At 68.1% G+C, this 22,715-nt stretch carries 20 protein-coding genes; 13 read left to right on the top strand and 7 right to left on the bottom strand.

The window, feature by feature from the left end:
* Positions 1 to 20 precede the first annotated feature (20 nt).
* Both G7043_RS19295 and G7043_RS19290 read left to right on the top strand, forming a co-directional pair.
* Entirely contained in the window at positions 21 to 1,325 is a 1,305-nt protein-coding gene (locus G7043_RS19295; RefSeq protein WP_166047263.1) for a serine hydrolase domain-containing protein, read from the top strand.
* Entirely contained in the window at positions 1,322 to 2,617 is a 1,296-nt protein-coding gene (locus G7043_RS19290) for a serine hydrolase domain-containing protein (protein ID WP_166047261.1), read from the top strand. The genes G7043_RS19295 and G7043_RS19290 overlap by 4 nt, the downstream gene beginning before the upstream one ends.
* Here the strand turns inward: G7043_RS19290 and G7043_RS19285 are convergent.
* The 3 genes from G7043_RS19285 to fdhD are packed head-to-tail and all read right to left on the bottom strand — an operon-like array spanning position 2,614 to position 5,478.
* A complete protein-coding gene (locus G7043_RS19285) occupies positions 2,614 to 3,495 on the bottom strand; it encodes an alpha/beta hydrolase (RefSeq protein ID WP_166047260.1) in 882 nt (293 codons plus the stop codon). The two genes, G7043_RS19290 and G7043_RS19285, sit on opposite strands and share 4 nt — an antisense overlap.
* Before the next feature lie 38 nt (positions 3,496 to 3,533).
* Complete coding sequence (locus tag G7043_RS19280; RefSeq protein ID WP_166047258.1) at positions 3,534 to 4,664, bottom strand: CaiB/BaiF CoA transferase family protein; 1,131 nt, start codon at positions 4,662 to 4,664, stop codon at positions 3,534 to 3,536.
* Entirely contained in the window at positions 4,651 to 5,478 is an 828-nt protein-coding gene (gene fdhD, locus G7043_RS19275) for a formate dehydrogenase accessory sulfurtransferase FdhD (RefSeq protein WP_166047255.1), read from the bottom strand. The genes G7043_RS19280 and fdhD overlap by 14 nt, the downstream gene beginning before the upstream one ends.
* Positions 5,479 to 5,543: 65 nt before the next feature.
* Here fdhD and G7043_RS19270 point away from each other — a divergent pair, with 65 nt between their 5' ends.
* Positions 5,544 to 7,058, top strand: coding sequence for a phytoene desaturase family protein (locus G7043_RS19270; protein ID WP_166047253.1), 1,515 nt, complete (start codon positions 5,544 to 5,546; stop codon positions 7,056 to 7,058).
* Between the two features lie 47 nt (positions 7,059 to 7,105).
* Complete coding sequence (locus tag G7043_RS19265) at positions 7,106 to 7,597, top strand: hypothetical protein (RefSeq protein WP_086667632.1); 492 nt, start codon at positions 7,106 to 7,108, stop codon at positions 7,595 to 7,597.
* On the opposite strand, the gene G7043_RS19260 is transcribed toward G7043_RS19265, so the two are convergent.
* Positions 7,542 to 8,126 carry a DUF2238 domain-containing protein gene (locus tag G7043_RS19260; RefSeq protein WP_166047251.1) on the bottom strand — a complete coding sequence of 195 codons (585 nt, stop codon included), beginning with the start codon at positions 8,124 to 8,126 and terminating at the stop codon, positions 7,542 to 7,544. The two genes, G7043_RS19265 and G7043_RS19260, sit on opposite strands and share 56 nt — an antisense overlap.
* A 72-nt stretch (positions 8,127 to 8,198) precedes the next feature.
* Here G7043_RS19260 and G7043_RS19255 point away from each other — a divergent pair, with 72 nt between their 5' ends.
* Both G7043_RS19255 and G7043_RS19250 read left to right on the top strand, forming a co-directional pair.
* Positions 8,199 to 8,756, top strand: coding sequence for an ArsR/SmtB family transcription factor (locus tag G7043_RS19255; protein ID WP_166047249.1), 558 nt, complete (start codon positions 8,199 to 8,201; stop codon positions 8,754 to 8,756).
* Between the two features lie 239 nt (positions 8,757 to 8,995).
* The gene (locus G7043_RS19250; RefSeq protein WP_313887968.1) at positions 8,996 to 11,203 is read left to right on the top strand and encodes a glycosyl hydrolase family 28 protein; all 2,208 of its coding nucleotides are present in this window, start codon (positions 8,996 to 8,998) and stop codon (positions 11,201 to 11,203) included.
* On the opposite strand, the gene G7043_RS19245 is transcribed toward G7043_RS19250, so the two are convergent.
* Positions 11,196 to 13,481, bottom strand: a complete 2,286-nt coding sequence (locus G7043_RS19245) for an FdhF/YdeP family oxidoreductase (RefSeq protein WP_166047247.1) — start codon at positions 13,479 to 13,481, stop codon at positions 11,196 to 11,198. The two genes, G7043_RS19250 and G7043_RS19245, sit on opposite strands and share 8 nt — an antisense overlap.
* A gap of 147 nt (positions 13,482 to 13,628) precedes the next feature.
* A complete protein-coding gene (locus tag G7043_RS19240; protein WP_166047244.1) occupies positions 13,629 to 14,327 on the bottom strand; it encodes a hypothetical protein in 699 nt (232 codons plus the stop codon).
* 263 nt (positions 14,328 to 14,590) lie between these two features.
* Between G7043_RS19240 and G7043_RS19235 the strand changes: the two genes are divergently transcribed.
* From G7043_RS19235 to G7043_RS19225, 3 genes are read left to right on the top strand one after another with little or no spacing between them, the layout of a single operon-like run.
* On the top strand, positions 14,591 to 17,218 hold the full coding sequence (locus G7043_RS19235; protein ID WP_166047242.1) for a valine--tRNA ligase: 2,628 nt from the start codon (positions 14,591 to 14,593) through the stop codon (positions 17,216 to 17,218).
* A 5-nt stretch (positions 17,219 to 17,223) separates the two neighbouring features.
* Positions 17,224 to 18,561, top strand: a complete 1,338-nt coding sequence (gene folC, locus G7043_RS19230; protein WP_166047240.1) for a bifunctional tetrahydrofolate synthase/dihydrofolate synthase — start codon at positions 17,224 to 17,226, stop codon at positions 18,559 to 18,561.
* Positions 18,558 to 18,953: a DUF4233 domain-containing protein gene (locus G7043_RS19225; RefSeq protein ID WP_166047238.1), complete on the top strand. Its 396-nt coding sequence runs from the start codon at positions 18,558 to 18,560 to the stop codon at positions 18,951 to 18,953. Before folC ends, G7043_RS19225 begins: the two co-directional genes overlap by 4 nt.
* Here the strand turns inward: G7043_RS19225 and G7043_RS19220 are convergent, their stop codons facing one another.
* Complete coding sequence (locus tag G7043_RS19220; RefSeq protein ID WP_166047236.1) at positions 18,954 to 19,652, bottom strand: hypothetical protein; 699 nt, start codon at positions 19,650 to 19,652, stop codon at positions 18,954 to 18,956. It lies immediately after the preceding gene.
* A gap of 143 nt (positions 19,653 to 19,795) precedes the next feature.
* On the opposite strand from G7043_RS19220, the gene G7043_RS19215 reads away from it, so the two are divergent.
* From G7043_RS19215 to G7043_RS19200, 4 genes are read left to right on the top strand one after another with little or no spacing between them, the layout of a single operon-like run.
* Positions 19,796 to 20,095 (top strand): PE domain-containing protein, encoded by a 300-nt coding sequence (locus G7043_RS19215; protein ID WP_166047234.1) that lies wholly within the window; start codon positions 19,796 to 19,798, stop codon positions 20,093 to 20,095.
* Positions 20,092 to 20,715 (top strand): DUF3558 domain-containing protein, encoded by a 624-nt coding sequence (locus G7043_RS19210; protein WP_166047232.1) that lies wholly within the window; start codon positions 20,092 to 20,094, stop codon positions 20,713 to 20,715. The genes G7043_RS19215 and G7043_RS19210 overlap by 4 nt, the downstream gene beginning before the upstream one ends.
* Positions 20,712 to 21,986: a PPE domain-containing protein gene (locus G7043_RS19205; protein WP_166047231.1), complete on the top strand. Its 1,275-nt coding sequence runs from the start codon at positions 20,712 to 20,714 to the stop codon at positions 21,984 to 21,986. The genes G7043_RS19210 and G7043_RS19205 overlap by 4 nt, the downstream gene beginning before the upstream one ends.
* On the top strand, positions 21,983 to 22,687 hold the full coding sequence (locus tag G7043_RS19200; RefSeq protein WP_166047229.1) for an ESX secretion-associated protein EspG: 705 nt from the start codon (positions 21,983 to 21,985) through the stop codon (positions 22,685 to 22,687). Before G7043_RS19205 ends, G7043_RS19200 begins: the two co-directional genes overlap by 4 nt.
* The last annotated feature ends 28 nt before the right edge of the window (positions 22,688 to 22,715 follow it).

Raw genomic sequence — 22,715 nt, 5'->3', positions numbered from 1 at the left:
CGTCACTTTCTGGGGGGAACGTGAACAACACAGCCGAATGGCTGCGCATCAGGCTGCCCGAACTCATCGCCGAGCACGGGGTCGTCGGCGCCCAGGTAGCCGTGCTGCACGACGGCGAGATCGTCGACGCAGCAGCAGGCGTGCTGAACAACGTCACCCACGAACCGGTGACCGGAGACGCGATCTTCCAGATCGGGTCGATCACCAAGGTCTGGACGGCCACGCTGGTCCAGGAGTTGGTGAACGAGGGCCTGTTGGACCTCGACCGTCCCGTGCGGGAGGTCCTGCCGGAGTTCAGGCTGGCCGACGACCAGGCCGCCAGCGTCATCACGACACGCCAGCTCCTGTGCCACACAGCGGGGTTCGAGGGCGATCTCTTCTACGACACCGGCAACGGCGACGACATCCTGGTGAAGTACCTGGAGCGCATGGCCGACACGGAGCAGACGTCTCCGCCCGGTGAGCTGTACGTGTACTGCAACAGCGGGTACGTGGTGCTCGGCCGGATCGTGGAAGTCTTGCGCGGCAAGCCTTTCAACACTGTGCTGCGCGAACGTCTGATCGACCGGCTCGGCATCGACGCCGCCACGCGCCACGCCGAGTACGCGGGCCGACTGTGCGCGTCGGGACACGACGGGATGAAGCTCGTCGAGGAGAAGACGCCCGAGGGAGACTCACCGGCCGGCTCCGTGCTCGCCATGAGCGCGCGAAGCCTGCTCGCGTTCGTGCGGATGCACCTGGGCACCACCGAGTTCGACGCGATGCGGGAAATCCAGGTCGTGACACCGGACTTCGGCTTCGGTGGCGGGCAAGGCCTCGGCTGGATCCTGCACGACTACGACAACGGCCTCAGCGGGCTGGGGCACGCCGGCCAGACACCCGGCTTTCGGGCCTACCTGCGGGTGATCCCGGAGGCCGGCCTCGCGGTCGCGGTCCTCACCAACGGCGGAGCGGCCCTGCCGGTCGTGCGGGCGGTGCACGGGAAGGTGTTGGGAGACTTGGCGAACCTCACCTTGCGCGAGCCGCCGAAGCCGCCTGACGTTCCTGTTCCGATCGACCTCGACAAGGTGACCGGCGTCTACCGCACTCGGCGGGCCGACCTTCACGTCACCGCGAGCGAGCACGGGCGGGTGAGCGTGCGGGGCGTGCTCAGGGACGTCGCGGACGCGCCGGTCGTGGTCGAGGAGTACACCGGATTCCGCGACGACGCGTTGATCGCGGTCGAGCCGGAGAACGGCAGTCACGAGGTTGTCGTCCTTTGTGGACGTGATGGAGAGGGGAAAGTCAAGTGGCTGCACTGGGGGCGAGTGGCGGTGCGACAGTGAAGGGCTGGATCGAGCGCAGGCTGCCGGAACTGCTCGAGGAGCACGGAGTCGTTGGCGCACAAGTAGCTGTGCTGCACGACGGGGAGATCGTCGAGGCGGCGGCAGGTGTGCGCAACAACGTCACGAACGAGCCGGTCACGAGCGACACGCTGTTCCAGATCGGGTCGATCACCAAGGTCTGGACGGCCACGCTGATCATGCAACTGGCCAACGAGGGCCTGCTGGACCTCGACCGGCCGGTGCGGGACGTGCTGCCGGAGTTCCGGGTCGCGGACGAACAGGCGGCGAAGGTCATCACGCCGCGCCACCTGCTGAGCCACACGGCGGGTTTCGAGGGCGACCTGAAGTTCGAGACGGGCTCCGGCGACGACATGCTGGCGCGGTACGTCGAACTGCTCGCGGACGCCGCGCAGTCCAGCCCGCCGGGTGAGCTCTACTCGTACTGCAACAGCGGGTACACGGTGCTCGGCCGGATCGTCGAAGTGAAGCGCGGCAAGCCTTTCAGTGCCGTGCTGCGCGAGCTGGCTGACGGGGTCGGGCTGCGGAACGTCGCGGCGTCCCGTGCCGAGTACACCGAGCACGAGATGGCGGACGGGCACCTGGAGGGCAAGCCGGTCACCGAACACCTGCCGGAGTCGTGGCTGGCCGGAGGTTCGGTGCTCGCGATGCCCGCCCGCGAGCTGCTCCGGTTCGTGCGGATGCACCTGGAGACCACCGAGTTCGACGCGATGCGGGAAAGGCAGGTCACGCACCCGGACTTCGGCACCGGCGAGTGGTGGTGGGGCCTCGGCTGGGAGCTGTCCAACCACGAGGGCGGCGGGGTGATCGGCCACTCCGGCTTGACCGTGGGTTACGAGGCGCTGCTTCGGGTCGTTCCTGCGTCCGGCGTCGCCGTGGCCGCGCTCGCCAACGGTGGGCAGGCCGTCGGCAAGTTGTTCTCCGGGATCTTCGATCACGTGCTGGGTGAACTGGCCGGGGTGCGCAGGCGGAAGTTCGCCGACGTGCCGGCCGACCCGGAGCCGGTGGACCCGGACCTGGTGGTCGGGCACTACCGCTGCTCAGCGCTCGACATCCACGTCACGCCCGGAGAAGACGGCAGGGTGAAGGTGCGACTGGTCGGCCGTGACCCGGTCAGCGCCGCGCTGCTCTCGACGGACGAGTGCGACTACGTGCACCTGGCTGACGACAGGCTGATCGCCGCGGACGGGAGCGCTGTGCTCCCGCTCGGCGGCCGGGACGAGCAGGGCCGGGTCGGCTGGGTGCACTGGAGCCGGGCGGCGATGCGGGTCTAAACGGCGCGCTTGGCGTACTTGGCGAGGAACTGCACGACGTCGGGCATCACCTTGCGGTAGAGCCCGTCGTCGTGCCCGCCGTCCTTGACCACGCCCACCTCGGGCCGCACCGCGTGCATGAACTGGCGGGTGCCCTCGATGAACCGGTCGCGGTCGCCGATCCACACGCCCAGCGCGGTCGGGCCGGTCGACTTCAGGTGCCGCAGCGGGTCCAGCGAGGCCCACTCGCCCTCGTTCTTGAACGCCTTGCGCTTGGCCATCTCCGGCCACGTGGTGATCAGGCCGGGGGAGATGGCGGCGGCGGCCGCGATCGGGTCACCGCGTTCGGCCCGGCGCCGCGTGTAGAGCAGGGCGCCGAAACCGCCCATGGACACGCCCGTGACCGCGAACGGCTGGCCGTAGCCGCGTTCCTTGAGCCAGCCGGGGATCTCGTCGAGCAGCATGGCCATCGGGTCGTCGCCGGGAACGTTCTCGTGCCAGTAGTGGTCGCCGCCGTCGACGGCCACGAAGCCGAACGCGGGAACCGAACCCTTCGCCACGGCGGCGGTCAGCACCTCGGCGAGGCCGCCGCCGGCGGCGTGCCGGGCGTCGCCGTGCAGGCCGTGCAGCAGGATCGACATCGGCAGGCCGCGGGAGCTCACGCCGGTCGGGAGGTAGAAGGCGAGGGTCACCTCACGGTGGCGGGCGGCCGAGTACACGCGCTCGAAGCGGACCGTCGGCTTGGCGGCCGGCGTGCTGTTCACGCGGTCCGCTGTGGCGATCTGCCGTTCGGTGGCCTCGGAGGCCGACGACACGTACGTCGCGACGCCGGTGGCTGTCGCGATGACCGCGCCGAGTGCCGCGAAGAGAGTGCGGCGGCTGTACTTCGGATCCCCCATGCTCACCTCATCGCGTGGGAACCGTTCCTCGTTTCCTTCTAGAGGACGGAACGCACGCGTAATGAGGACAGTTCCTCGTCCGAGTAACCCAGCCAGCGCAACACGTGATCATTGTGCGCGCCGAGTGCCGGAACCGCACCCGGTGACCATTCGAAACCGGTGACCGGAGGCGGCAGCATTCGTGCCGTTCCGCCGGGAACCCGCACGTCAACCCAGGTGTCGAGCTGCGGGTGAGTGGGCAGTTCGGTGATCGGCCTGGTCAGTGCGGCAGGCACGTCGGCGGAGTCCAAAGCGGTCAGCAGAGCCGCCGAACTCATGCCGGAAAAGGCGCGTTCAAGCAGTTCCTGCAACTCGGAACGGTGCTCGACGCGAGAGGCCACTGTGGCGAACCTCTCTTCGGCATCGAGCCCGATCAACCCGCACAACCGCTGCCACTGACCGTCGTTCTGCACGGCCAGATGCACGGCACCGTCCGCACAGGCCACCGGCCCGTACGGCGCGATGCTCGGGTGGTGCGCGCCCGACCGCGGGGCGGCGGCACCGGTTCCGGCGGCGTAGAGCATCGGCTGGTGCATCCACTCGGCCATCGCCTCGAACAGCGACAACCGCAACCGCGCGCCCTCACCCGTGCGAGCCTTCCGCAACAACGCCGCCAGCACGGCTGCCTGCAGCTGCACCCCGGCCGCGATGTCCGCCACCGAGATGCCGGCGCGGGCCATCACGTCGCCCTCGCCGGTCAGCGACACCAGCCCCGCCTCGGACTGCACCAGCGCGTCGAAGGCCTTGCGGTCCGCGTACGGGCCGTCCCAGCCGTAACCGGACAGCTCGCCGACGATCAACGACTCCGGCAGGTCCAGGGCGAGCCGCTGCCAGACGCGCGGCGACAGGTTGCACAGCAGCACGTCGGCGCGCGCGATCAGCCGGTCCAGCACCTCACGGCCGTCGGGGTCGAAGATGTCGAGGGACACCGACTCCTTGCCGACGTTCGTCCACGCGAAGTACGACGACACCTCGCCGCACGACGAGTCGTAGTGCCGCGCGAAGTCGCCGACGCCCGGCCGTTCGATCTTGATGACCCGCGCTCCGAGATCCGCCAGCAGCCGCGTCGCGTACGGCACGGCGACGGCCTGCTCCAGGCTCACCACGACGACGCCGTCAAGCGGTCTCAAGCACGCGCTCCCCACCGGTGTAGACGTTCATCGAGTCGCCGCGCAGGAACCCGATGAGGGTCATGCCCTGCTCCTCGGCCAGTTCGACGGCGAGCGACGACGGCGCCGACACCGCGGCGAGCACCGGAATCCCGGCCATCGCGGCCTTCTGCACCAGCTCGAACGACGCCCGCCCGGACACCATCAGCACCGCGCCGCGCAACGGCACGAGGTTCTGCAGCACCGCCCAGCCCAGCACCTTGTCGACGGCGTTGTGCCGGCCCACGTCCTCCCGCACGACCAGCAGTTCGCCGTCCACGAACAGCCCGGCGGCGTGCAGTCCGCCGGTGCTCTCGAAGACCTTCTGCCTTTCTCGCAACGCGTCCGGGAACCCCGTCAGCGCCTCCGGAGTGACCCTGACCTCGTCCAGCGCGGGGGAGTAGCGCGTCTTGAGCTTCACGGCGTCCAGCGCGGCTTTCCCGCAGACCCCGCAGGACGACGTGGTGTAGAAGTTCCGCTCCACCCCGGTGTCCGGCGGCGGCACCCCGTCGGCCAGCGCGATGTCCAGCACGTTGTAGGTGTTCATCCCGTCCGGCCCGGTGCCCTCGCAGAACCGTGCGATCGAGATGTCCTGCGGCGTCCCGATCACGCCTTCGCTGAGCAGGAAGCCGTGCGCGAGTTCCACGTCCTGGCCGGGTGTGCGCATCGTGACGGCCAACGCCTTGCCGTTGACCCTCAGCTCCAGCGGCTCCTCGGCCGCCAGCGCGTCCACCCGGCGCCGCCGACCGTTCGGCGACACCCGCTCGACCGCTCGGCGAACCGTAACTCGGCCCATGTGCACTTCTCCTTCGGACCGCTATGTTTCCCCACGACCAGGCTACGTGGGAGGGATCTCGGGGCATGGACGACGTCGTGATCGTGGGAGGCGGCCACAACGGGTTGGTGGCGGCCGCGTACCTCGCACGGGCGGGGAAGTCGGTCAGGGTGCTGGAGAAGCTGCCGCACGTCGGCGGCGCGGCGGTGAGCGCGTCACCGTGGGCTGGTGTCGACGCCCGGCTGTCCCGGTTCTCCTACCTGGTGTCGCTCCTGCCGGCCCAGATCGTCGGCGATCTGGGCCTGAACCTGGTTTTGCGGTCTCGTTCGGCCTCTTCCTACACACCGAACGGCAGGACTGGACTGCTGGTCGAACGGTCGCCGGGTGCGGCGACGCTCAAGTCGTTCGAGGCCGTGTGCGGGTCGCTGGACGACTGGGAGCGGTGGCAGCGCTGGTACGCCGACCTGGAGTCGATGGCGTCGGTGCTCGCCCCGACTCTTTTGGAACCGTTGGTGTCACGCGAACACCTGCGTGTGCACGTCGACGCGGTGGCGCGCGGCCGGTTGTGGGACCAGGTCTTCGAACGCCCTATCGGCGCGACGCTGCAGGAGCTGTTCGACAACAACCTGGTGCGCGGAGTCGTCGCCACCGACGCGTTGATCGGCACGCACTCGTCGCTGCATTCGTTGCGCGCCAACAAGTGCTTCCTCTACCACATCATCGGCAACGGCACCGGTGAGTGGAAGGTCCCGGTCGGCGGCATGGGCGCCGTCACGGCCGAGCTGGAACGGGTCGCGCGGGAGGCCGGTGCGCAGATCGTCACCGGTGCCGAGGTGACGTCCGTCGAGTCGGACGGCAAGACCGCGTCCGTCGTCTGCGGCTCGGAGACTTTCGAGGCCCGGTTCGTGCTGTCCAACGTGGCGCCGTCCGTGCTGGGACGGTTGCAGGGCAAGGAAGTCCACGACGCGCCCGGCTGCCAGTTGAAGATCAACATGTTGCTGCGCGAGCTGCCGGAGCTGAAGTCCGGGGTCGACGCACGGCTCGCGTTCGCGGGCACGTTCCACCTCGACGAGTCCTACGACCAGCTGGAGACCGCGTACCTGGAGAGCGCCGCCGGCCAGGTGCCGTCGGTGCTGCCGGGCGAGATGTACTGCCACTCGCTGACCGACCCGTCGATCCTCGGGCCGTCGCTGGCTGGCCACGAGACGCTGACGTTGTTCGGGCTGCACCTGCCCGCGTCGTTGTTCGAAGGACGCAACTCCGAGCTGCGTGACGAGCTGGTGCGGCGCTACCTGGACCAGCTCAACGCCCACCTGGTCGAGCCGATCCAGGACTGTCTCGCCCTCGACGCCGACGGCCGGCCGTGCATCGAGGCCCGCACACCACTGGACCTGGAGGAAGAGCTCGGACTGCCGGGTGGCAACATCTTCCACGGAGAACTCGACTGGCCGTTCGCCGAGACCGACGACGAGGTCGGCAAGTGGGGCGTCGAGACCGACGTGGACAACGTCTTCGTCTGCGGTGCGGGCTCCCGGCGCGGCGGCGGGGTCAGCGGCATCGGCGGCCACAACGCGGCGCGGGCCGTTCTCGAACGCATTTGAGACATTTTTGATGACACCACGCGTCATCTCTGGTTACATGTGACGGCGTGGGGGACTTCTACGGAATCGCCGAGATCGCCGACGCCATGGGGCTCAGTCGGCAGCTGGTGGCTGTGTGGCGCAAGAGACGCTCGCACGGCATCCCGGAGCCGGACGCCGAGCTCGCGTCGGGTCCGATCTGGCGCCGCGAGACGGTCGAGCCGTGGATCGAGCGCACGCGCGGCCGGCTGGGGCTCGCGGGTGCCCGTGAGTCCGCCAGTCGCAGCTTGAGGTTGCGCACGTGCCGGCGGGTGCTGCGGCTGGCCGCGCTGATGCTGGAGGAGCCGCAACGGCCGCGGGTGCTCAACGAGGCCGCTGATCAGCTGCGCGACCTCATCCACGAGGTCGACCAGGCCGCGGACGACGTCGTCGGGGCGTTGCTGCGGGAGCTCATCGAGCCGGTGCGCGATCCGGACGTGCCCGCCGAGCTGTTGCGGGTGCCGGTCATCGAGTCGCTGCCGCTGGTGACCGCCGTCGCGCGCAACTCGCCAGACTGGTGACGAGCGCGCCCAACGCGGCCAGCGCCATGTCCGCGTGGGCGTCCCACATGTCGCCCTGCTGGCCGTTGTAGGCCTCGGCTGTTTCGGCGCCGAGGGTCATCGCGATCGCCCACTCCAGCAGTTCGTAGGCCGCGCTCGTCGCGAGCACGATCTCCAGCGACCGCAACCACTTCTGCCGCAGCACCGCGGTCAGGCACACGCCGTACGCGAAGTGCACGAGTCGGTCGAAGTGGTTGCGGTCCCAGGAGAACGCCTCCGACAGCCGCACGCCGAACAGCGCGTCGGTCCAGTCGTCGTACGGCACGAACGAGTAGATCCACCGCGCCGCGATCGTGTGCAGCGCGAGGAACAGCAGTGCCCACGCCCACTGCGCGGTGTCGAGCCTCTTCCTGAGCAGCCACAACGCCACCAGCGCGACGGCCGTCAACGAACTGTGCAACGCCTGCTCTGCCGGCCACGGCGGGTTGATCCATGTGACTGCCGCCAGCGCCCCGAACGCCCCCAACAGCCATAGCTGCCCCCGAGTCATGCGGCACTTATATCAGCACTTCTATATCAAGGAACCTTGCTAAAGGTTTGTTGCTACGCGTACGGTGGTCTCATGACGGACGCTCCCATCACCGATCCCAAGGTGCTCCGTGCGCTCTCGCACCCGTTCCGCTGGAAGTTGATCAACCTGCTCACCGAGCAGGGCCCGAGTACGGCCACTCAGTGCTCGGCGAAGCTCGGAGAGAGTGTTGCGAGCTGCTCGTACCACCTGAACATGCTGGCCAAGTACGGTTTCGTGGCCGAGGTGGAAGGCCCTGGCCGGCAGAAGCCGTGGCGGATCGTCAAGCGGCATCAGATGATCTCGACGGAAGGGCTCGACGAAGAGGGTGCGCTGGCCGCGGAAGCCGCCGAGCTGGCCTATCTGGAGCAGGAGTTCGAGCGCATCCGCGACTACCAGAAGCTGCACGAGCACCTGTCCGAGGAGTGGCGCGACCACTACGGCATCAGCAGCACCACGACATTCCTGACGCGTGAAGAGTTGCGTGAGATCCAGAACGAGATGCGGGCGTTGCTCGACCGCTTCGACGAGCGCGTCGAGAACCCGGAGCTCCGTCCAGAAGGCGCGCGAGCGGTGCGCTTCTTCGTGAGCACGGCAGTTTCGCAGGACTGACCGAACGAACTGAGGGGATTCACTATGTTGTCGCACGATCAAGCGTTTGCTATCGCGAAGTACAGGCAGGCCGACTTCGAGGCTGACGCCGCCGCGCGTCGGCTCGCGAAGAAAGCCGCGGAAGTGTCGGCCAAGCCTGAGCGGCGCCGGTTAAGGCTGTTCGTTCGAGTTCGACCGGCGTAGCGTGTGACCTCGCCGCCGCTGTAAAGGTTTTCAACACCTTTCACCGGGAGGCATGCGTGTTCCGGAGACTCGGCGCGGCGACTCTGGCGGCACTGTTGGCCGCATCAGTGCTGGCGGAACCCGCCCAAGGGAATCAAGCACGGGCGGCGGACTTCAACGTCAAGGACTACGGCGCCGTCGGCAACGGCAGCGCCAACGACACGGCGGCCATCGACAGGGCGATCACGGCGGCGAACAGCGCGGGCGGCGGCACGGTGAGGTTCCCGTCCGGCACCTACCGCTCGCCCAACTCGATCCACATGAAGAGCAACGTGACCCTGCAGCTCGACGCGGGCGCCACGATCATGGGGGCGAGCGGCAGCGGGTACGACAAGCCCGAGCCGAACCCGTGGGACGACTACCAGGACTACGGGCACAGTCACTTCCACAACGCCATGATCTGGGGCGACCGGCTGACCAACATCGGCTTCGTCGGCGCCGGCACGATCGACGGCGGTGGCGCGCTGATCACCGGCAATCCGGACAGCGGGCAGGCCGACAAGATCATTTCCTTGACGCGCTGCGAGAACCTCACGGTCAGCGGCATCAAGCTGCGCCGCGGCGGGCACTTCGCGATGCTGATCAACGGCTGCAAGAACGTGGTCAGCGACCGGCTGACGATCGACACCGCGAGCGACCGCGACGGCTGGAACGTCATCAGCACCACGAACGTGACGATCACCAACGGCAACTTCGCGGGCAACGACGACGCGCTGGCGTTCAAGAGCGACTACGCGCTCGGGCAGAAGCTGAGCAACGGCAACGTGAAGGTCTACGACACGAAGCTCAGCGCGGGGTGCTGCAACGCGTTGATGTTCGGCTCGGAGACGTGCGGTGACTTCACCGGTTACGACTTCCAGCGCATCGACATCAAGGGCTCCAACAAGTCCGGGCTCGGGCTCGTGTCGATGGACGGCTCGGTCATCTCCGACGTGCACTACAAGGACATCACCGTCAGCGGCGTGCGGTCGCCGATCATGCTCAAGGTCGGGGCTCGCAAGCGATGTGGCAACAGCCCCGGCGTCGGCACCATCAAGAACGTCACCTACGACAACATCACGATCAACGGTGCCTCGCCGTCGTTCAGCCCCACGATCATGGGTGACGTCGACGGCCACGTCACCGACGTGACCTTCACCAACGTCAAGATCAACGTGCCCGGCGGCAACGGCACCATGTCGACCAACCCGCCGAGCAACGAGCGCACCAACTACAACCCGAACAGCATCGGCACGCGGCCCGCGTACGGCTGGTACGTCCGTTATGCCGACCGCGTCAAGTGGGTCGGAGGGAGCGCGGTTTCGTTCACCAGCAACGACGGCCGGCCCGCGGTGATCGCCGACAACTCGACCGACCTGACGTTCGACACGTTCGGCTGGGAGCGCGGCAGCAACAGCCCGACGGACTTCCTGTTCCGCAACACCAACGGGTTCTGCGTCCGGGGCAGCGGTTCGCCGCGGATCCAGAACACCGGTTCCACCGAGAAGTGCGGTGTCAGCAACGACTTCAGCCTCACCGTCGACCCGGCGGCGCGGACGATCCAGCCCGGCGAGACCGCGTCTTACGCGATCCGCACCTCTGCGACCGGTTCGCCGGGACCGATCGCGCTGGACGCGGAGAACATCCCGCCGGGTGCCGTGGTCCAGTTCAACCCGACCACGGTCAGCCCAGGCCAGACCGCCACCATGACCGTCGCGACGCTGCCGGACACCCCGGAGGGCACGTCGAACATCACCGTGACCGGCACGGCGGGCACGATCACGAAGTCCGCAATCGCCAAGCTGACGATCGGTGACGCGCCGGACGAGTTGGTGCTGAGCGGGCTTGCGGTGGCGGACACCGGGAACGCGGGGGACTGGTCGTTGCAGACCAACCTGCGCACCGGCGTCGCGCAGTACGGCGACCGCGACTTCACGTTCAGCGCGATGCCGGCGGAGGTGGTGGGCGCGCAGTGGGTCCGCACCGCCAACGACTCGAAGTCGGCGACGCAGAACCCGTTGGCGCGCTTCACGATCAACCGCGACGCGGTGGTCTACGTCGCGGTCGACACGCGGCTCGGTAAACGTCCGTGGATGGACGCGCTGTGGCTCGACAGCGGCCTGCAGCTGGTCAACACCGAAGGGTCCCCGAAGACCTTCCGCCTGTACGCCAAGGGCTTCCCGGCGGGAGAGGTCCAACTGGGACCCAACGGTGGTGCCAGCAACTACACGGTGTTGGTCAAATAGCTTCGAGGCGCACGATCACCGACTTGGAGGTCGGAGTTCCCGAGATGTCCGCCTTGGAGTCCAACGGCACCAAGGGGTTCGCCTCGGGGAAGTACGTGGCCACGCAGCCTCGCGCGGTCGAGTACGAGACGATCCGGAACGACTCGGCGCGGCGTTCCACCACGCCCGTCGGGTCGTCCTTCCACTCCGAGATGATGTTGACCATCTGACCGTCCTTGAACCCCAGCGCCTTGATGTCGTCGGGGTTCACGAACACCACGCGCCGCCCGTCCTTCACACCGCGGTAGCGGTCGTCCAGGCCGTAGATCGTGGTGTTGTACTGGTCGTGGCTGCGCAGGGTCTGCATCAGCAGTCGGCCCTCCGGCACCTCCAGCACCGTCAGCTCGTTCGCGGTGAAGTTCGCCTTGCCGGTCGCCGTGGCGAACTCGCGCGAGTCACGCGGCGGGTGCGGCAGCACGAAACCGTCGGGCTGACGCACGCGCGTGTTGTAGTCCGTGCAACCCGGCACCACACGAGAGATGTGCTCGCGGATGATGTCGTAGTCCTTCTCGAACGTCTCCCACTCGACGGGGTGCGAGGCGCCCAGCACCTTGCGCGCCATCCGGCAGACGATCGAGATCTCGGACAGCAGCTGGTCCGACGCGGGCTTCAACCGGCCGCGCGAGCGGTGCACGACCGACATCGAGTCCTCGACCGTCACGAACTGCTCGCCCGAGTGCTGCACGTCGCTCTCGGTGCGTCCCAACGCGGGCAGGATCAGCGCGGTGCGGCCGTGGATCACGTGCGAGCGGTTGAGCTTCGTGGAGACGTGGACCGTGAGCGAGCACTGCTCCAGCGCCTTCTCGGTCACCGGGGTGTCCGGGGTGGCGCTGACGAAGTTGCCGCCCATCGCGATGAACACCTTGCCGCGGCCGTGGCGCATGGCGTTGATCGCGTCGACGGTGTCGAAACCGTGCTTGCGCGGCACCGGGATGCCGAACTCGGTCTCCAGCGCCAGCAGGAACTTCTCCGGCATCTTCTCGTAGATGCCCATGGTCCGGTCGCCTTGCACGTTCGAGTGACCGCGCACCGGGCACAGGCCCGCGCCCGGCTTGCCGATCATGCCGCGCAGGAACATCACGTTCGCGACCTCGCGGATGGTCGGCACGCTGTGCTTGTGCTGCGTGAGACCCATCGCCCAGCAGGCGATCGTGGCTTGCGAGTCGACGAACATCCCTGCCACGCGGGTGATCTGCTCGCGGGTGAGGCCGGTCGCGGTGAGCACGCGGTCCCAGTCGAGGTCGCGCAGGCTCGCCGCGTACTCCTCGAAGCCGTGCGTGACGCTGGAGACGAACTCCTTGTCGATCTTGTCCCACTCCAGCAGGAGGTGACCGATCGCCTGGAACAGCGCCTGGTCGCCGCCGACCTTGATCTGCACGAACTCGTCGCACAGCGCGGTGCCCCTGCCGACGACGCCGGCGACGTTCTGGGGGTTCTTGAACCGCATCAGGCCCGCTTCCGGCAGCGGGTTCACGGCGATGATCTTCGCGCCGTTCTTCTTGGCGTCCTCGAGCGCACTGAGCATGCGCGGGTGGTTCGTGCCGGGGTTCTGGCCGACGACCACGATCAGGTCGGCGAGCTCGAAGTCCTTGATCGACACCGAGCCCTTGCCGATGCCGATGGTCTCGTTCAGCGCGGCACCGGAGGACTCGTGGCACATGTTCGAGCAGTCCGGCAGGTTGTTCGTGCCGAACGACCGGACCAGCAGCTGGTAGAGGAACGCGGCCTCGTTGCTGGTGCGGCCCGAGGTGTAGAAGATCGCCTCGTCCGGCGAGGACAGCGCGTTCAGCTCTTCCGCGACCAGCGTGAACGCGGCGTCCCAGCTGATCGGCGTGTAGTGGGTGGCACCGGGCTTGAGGACCATCGGCTCGGTGAGCCTGCCCTGCTGGCCGAGCCAGTAGTCGGTCTTGGTCTGCAGGCTCTGCACCGAGTGCTCGGCGAAGAACTCCGGCCCGATCCGTCGCTTGGTGGCTTCCTCGGCGACGGCCTTGGCGCCGTTCTCGCAGAACTCCGCCATCTTGCGGTGGCCCTGCGGCTCCGGCCACGCGCAACCGGGACAGTCGAAACCTTCACGCTGGTTGAGCAGTCGCAACGTCTTGACGGTGCGCCCGACACCCATCTGCTCGACCGCTCGGTCGAGCGACACGAGCACACCGGGAATACCCGCTGCCCATGTCTTGGGGGTGCTGACTTCGAGCGCGGACTCGTCGACGTCGTGCTGCGGGGGCTTGCTGCTCATGCGTTCATTCTTCGCTGATCGACGTCGGCGCCGCCAGCGCCCCCGAAGAACGCGGCGGCGCCGTCGCACGGGCCCCAAGGGGTTAGACGGTCCGTGACGGCTAATTGTGATCGCCGTCACTCCTGCCCGGCACCTCTGAAAGGGTGATCAATCGCAGGTGTTCTCGGTCGGCACGCTGCCGTCCGTGGAGAAGTACCTGCGGTCGTCCTTCGGGACGCCGTCGCTCTGGACGGCGGGCTCCGTGAACTGCGGCGCGAGGAACCCGTCCCGCGCCGCCCGGCACGCGATCGAGTACTGGAAACCCGCTGCGTCCGAGGGCCACAACCCGGCCGGCGTGATCGTGAACGTCACCTGCTGGCGGCTCGCCGCGACCATCTCCATCTGGTTGCGCAGCTTCCCCGGATCCGGCGGCTCGAACGCGTAGGCGAACACGTAGTCCGTCACCACGGCCGGGTAGCCGTTCTTCTGGCCCAGCGTCATCCGCCCGGACACCTTCAGGCCGATCAGCTTCGTGCCCGTCTTGAGCCGGGTGGTCCAGCCGGAGAGATCGCGGGCCACCTGGTCGCGCACGTCCGGCGCGAGCATCGCCAGGAACCTGTCGGGCCTGTGCTCGCTGATCATCACGGGGTCCGTCCGCGACGCGATGAGCGCCTGCCGCACCTGCTCGTAGACGGGGTCGGCGCCGGGCACGCCGATGCCTTCGTCGCCGTCCTGCCACTGCTCGGCAGGCGTGCCGGCGAACGGGATCGCCACGTTCACCGAGGGCACCTGAGCTCGCAGGTAGAGCCCGAACAGCACCGCGCCGATGACGAGCAACGCGACGCCGGACACCACCTTGTTGTTCACGAGAACAGCACGTTCGCGGGCGCGCCGAGGTTGCCCGTCGCCGCTGGGGCCTGTATCGAGGTCTGGATCCGCGATAGCCGGGCCTGAGGCGGCCCCTGGCGGCACGGCCGAACGACCCACGTACAACACCGGTATGCGGGCCGCTCGGCCGCACCACCAGGAACCACCTCAGGCGCGACTTTCATCGAACCCAGACCTCGATACAGGCCCTAGCAGGTATCTCGATTTAAGTCGATACCCCCGCCTCCGTAGACTTGACAGCTGTGACTGAACGCGAGACCGCACCCCAGCGTCCTGACCTCCCCGCCGCGTGGACTCCGGCGGAGGTAGAGGCGGAGCTGTACCAGCGGTGGGTCGACCGGCGCTACTTCGAGGCGGACGTCAAGAGCGACAAGCCACCGTTCACGATCGTGCTGCCCCCGCCCAACGTCACCGGCTCGTTGCACATGGGCCACGCCATGAACCACAGCGTGATGGACGCGCTGTCGAGGCGTCGCCGCATGCAGGGCTACGAGGTGCTGTGGCTGCCGGGCATGGACCACGCGGGCATCGCGACCCAGAACGCCGTCGAGCGCGACCTGGCCAAGCAGGGCCTGTCGCGGCACGACCTCGGGCGCGAGAAGTTCGTCGAGCGCGTCTGGGAGTGGAAAGAGGAGTACGGCGGCAAGATCCTCGACCAGATGAAGCGGCTCGGCGACGGCATCGACTGGTCGCGTGAGCGCTTCACCATGGACGAGGGGCTGTCGCGCGCCGTCCAGACGATGTTCAAGAAGATGTACGACAACGGCCTGATCTACCAGGCCGAGCGGATCATCAACTGGTGCCCGCGCTGCCAGACGGCGTTGTCGGACGTCGAGGTCGACCACAGCGAGGACGACGGCGAGCTCGTCTCCATCCGCTACGGCGACGGCGAGAACTCGATCGTCGTCGCGACCACGCGCGCCGAGACGATGCTCGGTGACACCGCGGTCGCCGTCCACCCGGACGACGAGCGCTACCAGCACCTCATCGGCACCGAGGTCGAGCTGCCGCTGACCGGCCGGCGCATCCCGATCGTCGCCGACACGCACGTCGACCCGAAGTTCGGCACCGGCGCGGTCAAGGTCACCCCCGCGCACGACCCGAACGACTTCGAGATCGGCCAGCGGCACGACCTGCCGAACCTCACGATCATGGACGGCCGCGCGACCATCACCGCGCACGGCCCGTTCGAGGGGCTCGACCGGTTCGAGGCGCGTCCGGCGATCGTCGCCGCGTTGCGCGCGGACGGCCGGATCGTCGCGGAGAAGCGGCCGTACGTCCACGCCGTCGGGCACTGCTCGCGGTGCGACACGGTCATCGAGCCGCGCCTGTCGCTGCAGTGGTGGGTCAAGGTCGAGTCGATCGCCGCGGCCGCGTCGGCCGCCGTCCGCGACGGCCGCACCAAGATCCACCCGGCCGAGCTGAACAAGCGGTACTTCGACTGGACCGACAACCTGCACGACTGGTGCATCTCGCGCCAGCTGTGGTGGGGCCACCGGATCCCGGTCTTCTACGGCCCGAACGGCGAGGTCGTCTGCGTCGGACCGGACGACGAGGCGCCCACCGGTGAGGGCTGGCGCCAGGACGAGGACGTCCTCGACACGTGGTTCTCGTCCGGCCTGTGGCCGTTCTCGACGCTGGGCTGGCCGGAGTCCACTGAGGACCTTCGCAAGTTCTATCCGACGTCGGTCCTGTCGACCGGCTACGACATCCTGTTCTTCTGGGTCGTCCGGATGATGATGTTCGGCCTGTACGCGATGGACGACGTGCAGCCGTTCGACCACGTCTTCCTGCACGGCCTGATCCGGGACCAGTTCGGCAAGAAGATGTCGAAGACCAAGGGCAACGGCATCGACCCGCTGGACTGGATGGAGCGCTACGGCGCGGACGCCACCCGGTTCACGCTGCTGCGCGGCACGAACCCCGGTTCGGACATGGCCGTCGCCGAGGACTGGGCGGCCGGCTCGCGCAAGTTCACCACGAAGCTGTGGAACGCCACCAGGTTCGCGATGGCCAACGGTGCGACGGTGGCCCGTCCGCTGCCGCCCCGCGACGAGCTGACGGCGGCCGACCGCTGGATCCTCGACGAGCTCGACGCTTTGGTGTCCACTGTGGACTCCAACTTCGAGGCGTTCCAGTTCTCCCGGGCCTGCGAGGCGCTGTACAGCTTCACGTGGGACGAGTTCTGCGACTGGTACGTGGAGATCGCGAAGGTCCAGATCGCGGACGGCCGCGTCGAGGCCACGCAGTCCGTCCTGGGCCACGTCCTCGACGTCCTGCTGCGCCTGCTGCACCCGGCGATCCCGTTCATCACCGAGACGCTGTGGACCGCGCTGACCGGCGAGGAGTCGCTCGTCATCGCGTCGTGGCCCACGGCTTCCGGTGCGGAGCGCGATCTGGACGCCGCCGCCCAGATCGAGGGTCTGAAGAAGCTGGCCACCGAGATCCGCCGGTTCCGTTCCGAGCAGGACCTCAAGCCGGGCCAGAAGGTCGCGGGCAAGGTCCGCGGCGCGTGCTGCGTCGGCCTGACCGACCAGGTGCCGTCGGTCCGCGCGCTGACGCGCCTGACCGAGCCGGGCGACGAGTTCACCGTCTCGGCGACGCTCGAGGTCGGTCTGCCCAAGGGCGCGGTGAAGGTCGAGCTGGACCTGTCCGGCGCGATCGACGTCGTGGCCGAGCGCAAGCGGCTCCAGAAGGACCTCGCGGCCGCGGAGAAGGAGCTCGCCCAGACCTCGGGCAAGCTCGGCAACGCGGCGTTCCTGGGCAAGGCCCCGGCCGACGTCGTCGCCAAGATCGAGGCCCGCAAGGCCGCAGCCGAAGCCGACATCACCCGCATCAACGAGCGCCTGGCCGCGCTGCCGGAGGCGTAGTCACCGTGGAACAGAACCTCGACGAGTTCTTCGACGTCGAGAACGAGCTCAACCAGCGGTGGCCCGAGACGAAGCTCGAGCCGTCGCTGGACCGGATCAAGGCGCTGGCGCACGTGCTGGGCGACCCCCACACGAACTACCCGGTCGTGCAGCTGACGGGCACGAACGGCAAGACGTCGACGTCGCGCATGGCCGATGCGCTCTTCACGCGCATCGGCCTGCGCACCGGCCGGTACACGAGCCCGCACCTGCAGCTCGCGACCGAGCGGATCAGCCTCGACAACCAGCCGATCAGCCCCGAGCGCTACGTCGAGGTCTACCGCGACATCGAGCCGTACGTCGCGATGGTGGACAGCCGGTCCGAAATCCGGATGAGCAAGTTCGAGCTGCTCACCGGCATGGCCTACGCGGCCTTCGCGGACGCCCCGGTCGACGTGGCCGTCGTCGAGGTGGGCATGGGCGGCACGTGGGACGCGACGTCCATCGCCGACGCGAAGATCGCCGTGCTGACCCCGATCGGCCTCGACCACACCGAGTACCTCGGTACGCGCATCGAGGACATCGCTCTTGAAAAAGCCGGGATCATCAAGCCGGGCTCGGTCGCGATCGTCGGCGAGCAGACGCCCGAGGCGATGAAGGTCATCCTGGAACGCGTGGCCTCCGTGGACGCCATGATCGCTCGCTTCGGCAGCGAGTTCGGCGTCGTGTCGCGCGCCGTGGCCGTCGGCGGCCAGCTGGTGACGTTGCAGGGCCTCGGCGGCGTCTACGAGGACATCTTCCTTCCGCTGCACGGCGAACACCAGGCAGCCAACGCGGCGTTGGCACTGGCGGCGGTGGAGGCGTTCTTCGGCGCCGGCCCCGACCGCCAGCTGGACGTGGAGGCCGTCCGCGAAGGCTTCGCCACGGTGGTGACGCCGGGTCGCCTGGAGCGAGTCCGCTCCGCGCCCAACGTCTTCGTCGACGCGGCCCACAACCCGCACGGCGCTGCGGCGCTGGCTCGCGCCCTGGACTCGGAGTTCGGCTTCCGCAAACTCGTCGCGGTGGTCGCCGTCATGTCCGACAAGGACGCCGAGGGCATCCTCTCCGCCCTGGAGCCCGTGGTGCAGGAGCTGGTGATCACCACCAACTCGTCCCCGCGCGCCATGGACCCGGACGTCCTGGCCGGTCTCGCCATCCCGATCTTCGGCGAGGACCGCTTCGAGGTCCGCCCGCGGCTCGACGACGCCATCGAGGAAGCCATCCACCTCACCGAGGACGAACTCTCCGGCGGCGGCGTCATCGTCACCGGCTCCGTGGTCACCGCGGGCGAGGCCCGCGCGCTGTTCGGGAAGGAGCCGGCATGAGCGAGGCCCCCGCTCCGTTGAAGAAGGACCCGATGAAGGCGTTCCGGGGCATCATGGCCGGCACCCTGATCCTCGAGGTCATCGTCGTAGCCCTGGCCCTGCCGGTGATCGCCAAGCTGCACGGCGGCGTCACCTCCCTGGCCGGCTGGGTGGCGTTCGGCTTCATCGCGGTGTTCATCGCGATGTGCGCCTTCGTCCGCCGGTCCTGGGCCATCGCCGCCGTGGTTGCCCTGCACGTGCTGCTGATCGCCTCGTGGCTGCTGCTGCCCGCTCTCGGCGTGATCGGCGTGATCTTCGGCCTGGTGTGGGCTTATCTGCTGTGGCTGCGCAAGGACCTGCTCAAGCGGATGGCCGAGGGTCGGCTGCCCGCGCAGCAACAGCAAGCCGGCTGATCACGTCTGGTCGTAGGCCATCAACGCGTCGACGACCACCCTGGTCCGCCGCTCGGCGTCCGCGAGATCGGACGTGAACTCCAACCTCGGGTTGGACTGGCTCCGCTGCAGCTCGAGGTTCCACACCGAGCCGTGACCGGGGATCTCGACCGTGTACTGGATGCGGTCGCTGGACGAGTAGCTCAGCTTGTCGTTGCGGGTGACCTTCCGGCCCTTGTACTCGGTGACCTCGCCGAGTTCGTTCGGCTCGACGAACCAGTCGAATGCCGGATTGCCCGGTTCATAAGGCGAGAGGTAAACGGAAAGCTTGTTGTAAATTCCACTCGCCTTGTGTCCGCGCACCACTATTTGACAGTAGAACTTGTCGGTGACTACCCGCGCGACATCCGTCGAGCCCAATGCGTCCTCGACGACGTTGTCATTCAACGCGGCGCACCAGTAATAGGGACCCCACTGGAGTTCCTTGCCGACGCCGGCCTCGTCGTCGTTGATCCTCCGGACGTCGAAGAACCCGTGCGGCTCAGGCGCGGTCCACCCCAGACACCGCGAGTCCTCCATGGCGATGAGCTCAGCGCAGTCCGCCTGTGCGCCGATCGCCGGGGCGGGCGGTGTGATCACGGGGGCGGCCACCGGCCTGGGCGTGGAGCAGGCGGCGAGAAGCATTGCGGTGCTGACGAAAAGCGCCGAAGAACGAACCATGTCGCACTTCGTACCGCCTTGCTCGTCCCAATGCCCAGGTGACACTTCGTCGTGTTCACCCGAACGAGGTTTGAAACCGGGACAAGGCGTTGGGCCCCGCGCTATGCTGCTTGGCGCACGATATTCAGGGGAGGGTGCTGGGGATGAGCGGGACCAAAGTCGATCTCGATACACTGCGCGCTGCCATCAAGGAGTACGAGTCGATCTACCTGGACCTCGAGAAGGCCCACACGACGGGCGACGCGCTGGTCAAGGTCGAGGCCGCGGGGGAAGACCGGCCGAGCGTGGTCTACAACAACTGGGCTCTCACGGCGGGCGCGGCGCACCAGAAGTCGAACGACGAACTGCGCAAGGTGCTGAGGACTCGAATTCTGAACCTGAAGGCCACGCTGGCTCAGTACGAGACGACCGAGCAGGGCAACAAGGACACCTTCAAGCCGTGAGGACTGAGCAGTTGCGCATCCGAAACATCGTCGCAGGTACCGCCGCACTCGTGCTGCTGGCGGGCTGCGGCACCGGCGGCGGCACCACCGGTACGCCGACGAACGCGCCCCAGCCCACCAGTACCAGCGCCGGCAACAGCGGCGGAGCGCCCAAGGTTTCGAACCCGCTCGACCTGGCGGCCGTCGAGGCCGCTCCGTGCAACGCGGTCACCGCAGCCCAGTTGACGGCCTACGGCCTGCCCGGTGTCAGCGGATCGGTGAACACCGGTGCTCCAGGTCCCGCCTGCCAGTGGTCCGGCACGTTCACCGCCGCGGAGATGTCCTTGGGCATGGTGGTCCTCCCCTCGGGGACGAGCCTCGACTCCATCTACGCCAAGAAGGACAAGTACCCCGTGTTCGAAGAGCGGCCCGCGATCCAGGGTTACCCCGTGGCCGTCGCTCTCATCGTCGACCAGCGCAAGGAAGGCAACTGCGAGGTCGTCGTCGGCGCGTCCGACGCGAGGGCGATCACCTTCACCTTCCTCAGCGATGAGAAGAGCAAGTACTTCGCGGACCCGTGCGCTGGGGTCACCGAGTTCGCGAACCTCGCAATCACGACGATAAAGGCAGGTGCGAAATGACAGGGTCCGCCGCGCCAAGCTGCTACTCGGAGGACAACACCCGCGCGGACGGGCTCTCCGGCTACACGATCTACACCCAGATGACCAGCGGGCCCGGCACCGGATCGGCGCAGAACGCCGCCAACAAGGCGTCGGAGCTGGAGCGCACGTACGCCGGCGTCGAGGCGCGGCTCAAGAAGGTCGGCGAGACCCTCGGCGAGGCGTGGACCGGGGCGAGCGCGGACGCCGCGCAGACCGCCGCCAACCCGATCAACCAGGCCATGATCCAGATGCAGGACGCGCTCCGGCAGGCCGACCGCTCGTTGTCGAACCAGGTCTACCAGTTCAACTACAACAAGGGTCAGCTCAAGGACATGCCGGAGAAGAAGCCGGACACCGGCTTCTGGGACGACATCTCACCGTGGGACACCGACGCCGAGGACGCCGTCAACAGCTACAACTCCAAAGAGGCGCACAACCGCAAGGTCTACAGCGAGTTCCAGAGCGCCAGCAACACCAACCGCGGTGATCTGCCCAAGGAGTTCCCGGGCGTCATGGCGGACACGCTGAACGTCGAGGTCATCAACACCGGCAGCGGCAACGGCGATGACAAGACCTCCAACAGCAACCCCACGCGTCCGTCCGGCCACCCGAACCCGACGTTCCCGAGCACGACCGGCTCTCCGCAGGGGCCGACCGGCACGTGGACGCCACCGGACACCGTGACCGGCGACGACACCAACATCAGTGGGCTGAAGCCCGGCGACAGCACCACCGGCGGTCTGAAGCCCGGTGACCTCACCGGCGGTGGCAAGCCTCCTGCCGGCAGCGTGATCGAACGGCCGCCGAACACCGGCATCCCGCCCATCGGCGTGCCCACCGGGCCTGGCCTGGGTGGCGGTCCCGGTGGTGGCGGTCGTAGCGGCGGTGGCGCCGGCGGCGGCAAGTTCGGCGGAGGTGGCGGCAGCGGCAGCGGAGCCGGCGGCCGGTTCGGCGGCGGTGGCCTCGGCGGCACGGGTACCGGCAGTGCGGGGCAGCAGCCCGGTGGCAAGTCCGGTGTGTTCGGCGCCATGGGTGAGACCGGGCCGAACGCCGGTGGTCGCGGTGGTGCCGCGGGCGCGGGTGGCCGGGCCGGTGCGGCGGGCATGGGCGGTATGGGTGGTCAGGGCCAGAAGGGCCAGGGGGAGGACGACCTGGAGCACAAGTCGGCCGACTACCTGATCAACGAGGAGAACACGAACGAGATCATCGGTGACATGCCGATGGTCGCACCGCCGACGATCGGGGGGTGAGCGTGCTGCGCTCGTCCATTCAGCTGTCCGACCTCGCCTTCGACGTGTTGTGGAAGCAGGAGAAGCTGGGGGAGTACCACCCGGCGCTGCACGTCGACTCTCCCGGTGAGACCGAGGACGAGCGCGCGCTGATCGAGCGCGACGTCATCGGCGAACTGCGCAGGATCGGGCTGGACCACCCGGACGTCCGGGGCACGCTGCACCTGATCGCCAAGGCGGACGAGGACTACTCGGCGTGGATCGCGCTCACGCCGAGCGAGACCAAGCCCGTGGTGGTCGCGGCGAACTCGCAGCACGGTGTGCTCGCGGTGCACGACAACGGGTACGTGCAGCTGCATCCGATCCGGCCGGAGAACGCGCCGGAGGTCCTCGCGATGCAGCTGCCGGACGTGCCGGCCGGTCGCGGCGCGTCGATCAACGTGCACGAGTCGGAGATCAACGTGCACCAGCCGGGCAAGGCGTCGCCGTCGATCTCGCTGCGCAAGCTGCTCGCCCAGCCCCGCAAGGGCACGGCGAAGCTGTACGCCGCCAAGCGCAACGGCGAGGGCCGGCAACGGGCCAAGACCTTCCTCACCACGATCGACTTCGAGGACGGCCGCTGGCTCGTGGTCAAGTACACCGACCAGAACCACCAGACGTGGGTGCACGCCACGCCCGCGTCGCGCCAGATCATCACGGACTGGCTCAAGCGCCTCACGTGATCCACGACGTCTGACGGTCGGAGTTCAT

The sequence above is a fragment of the Lentzea alba genome (genome assembly GCF_011067745.1).
Lineage (GTDB): Bacteria > Actinomycetota > Actinomycetes > Mycobacteriales > Pseudonocardiaceae > Lentzea > Lentzea alba.
Note: the sequence above shows the minus strand (reverse complement) of the source record. Positions and strands in the feature narration are given on the sequence as shown.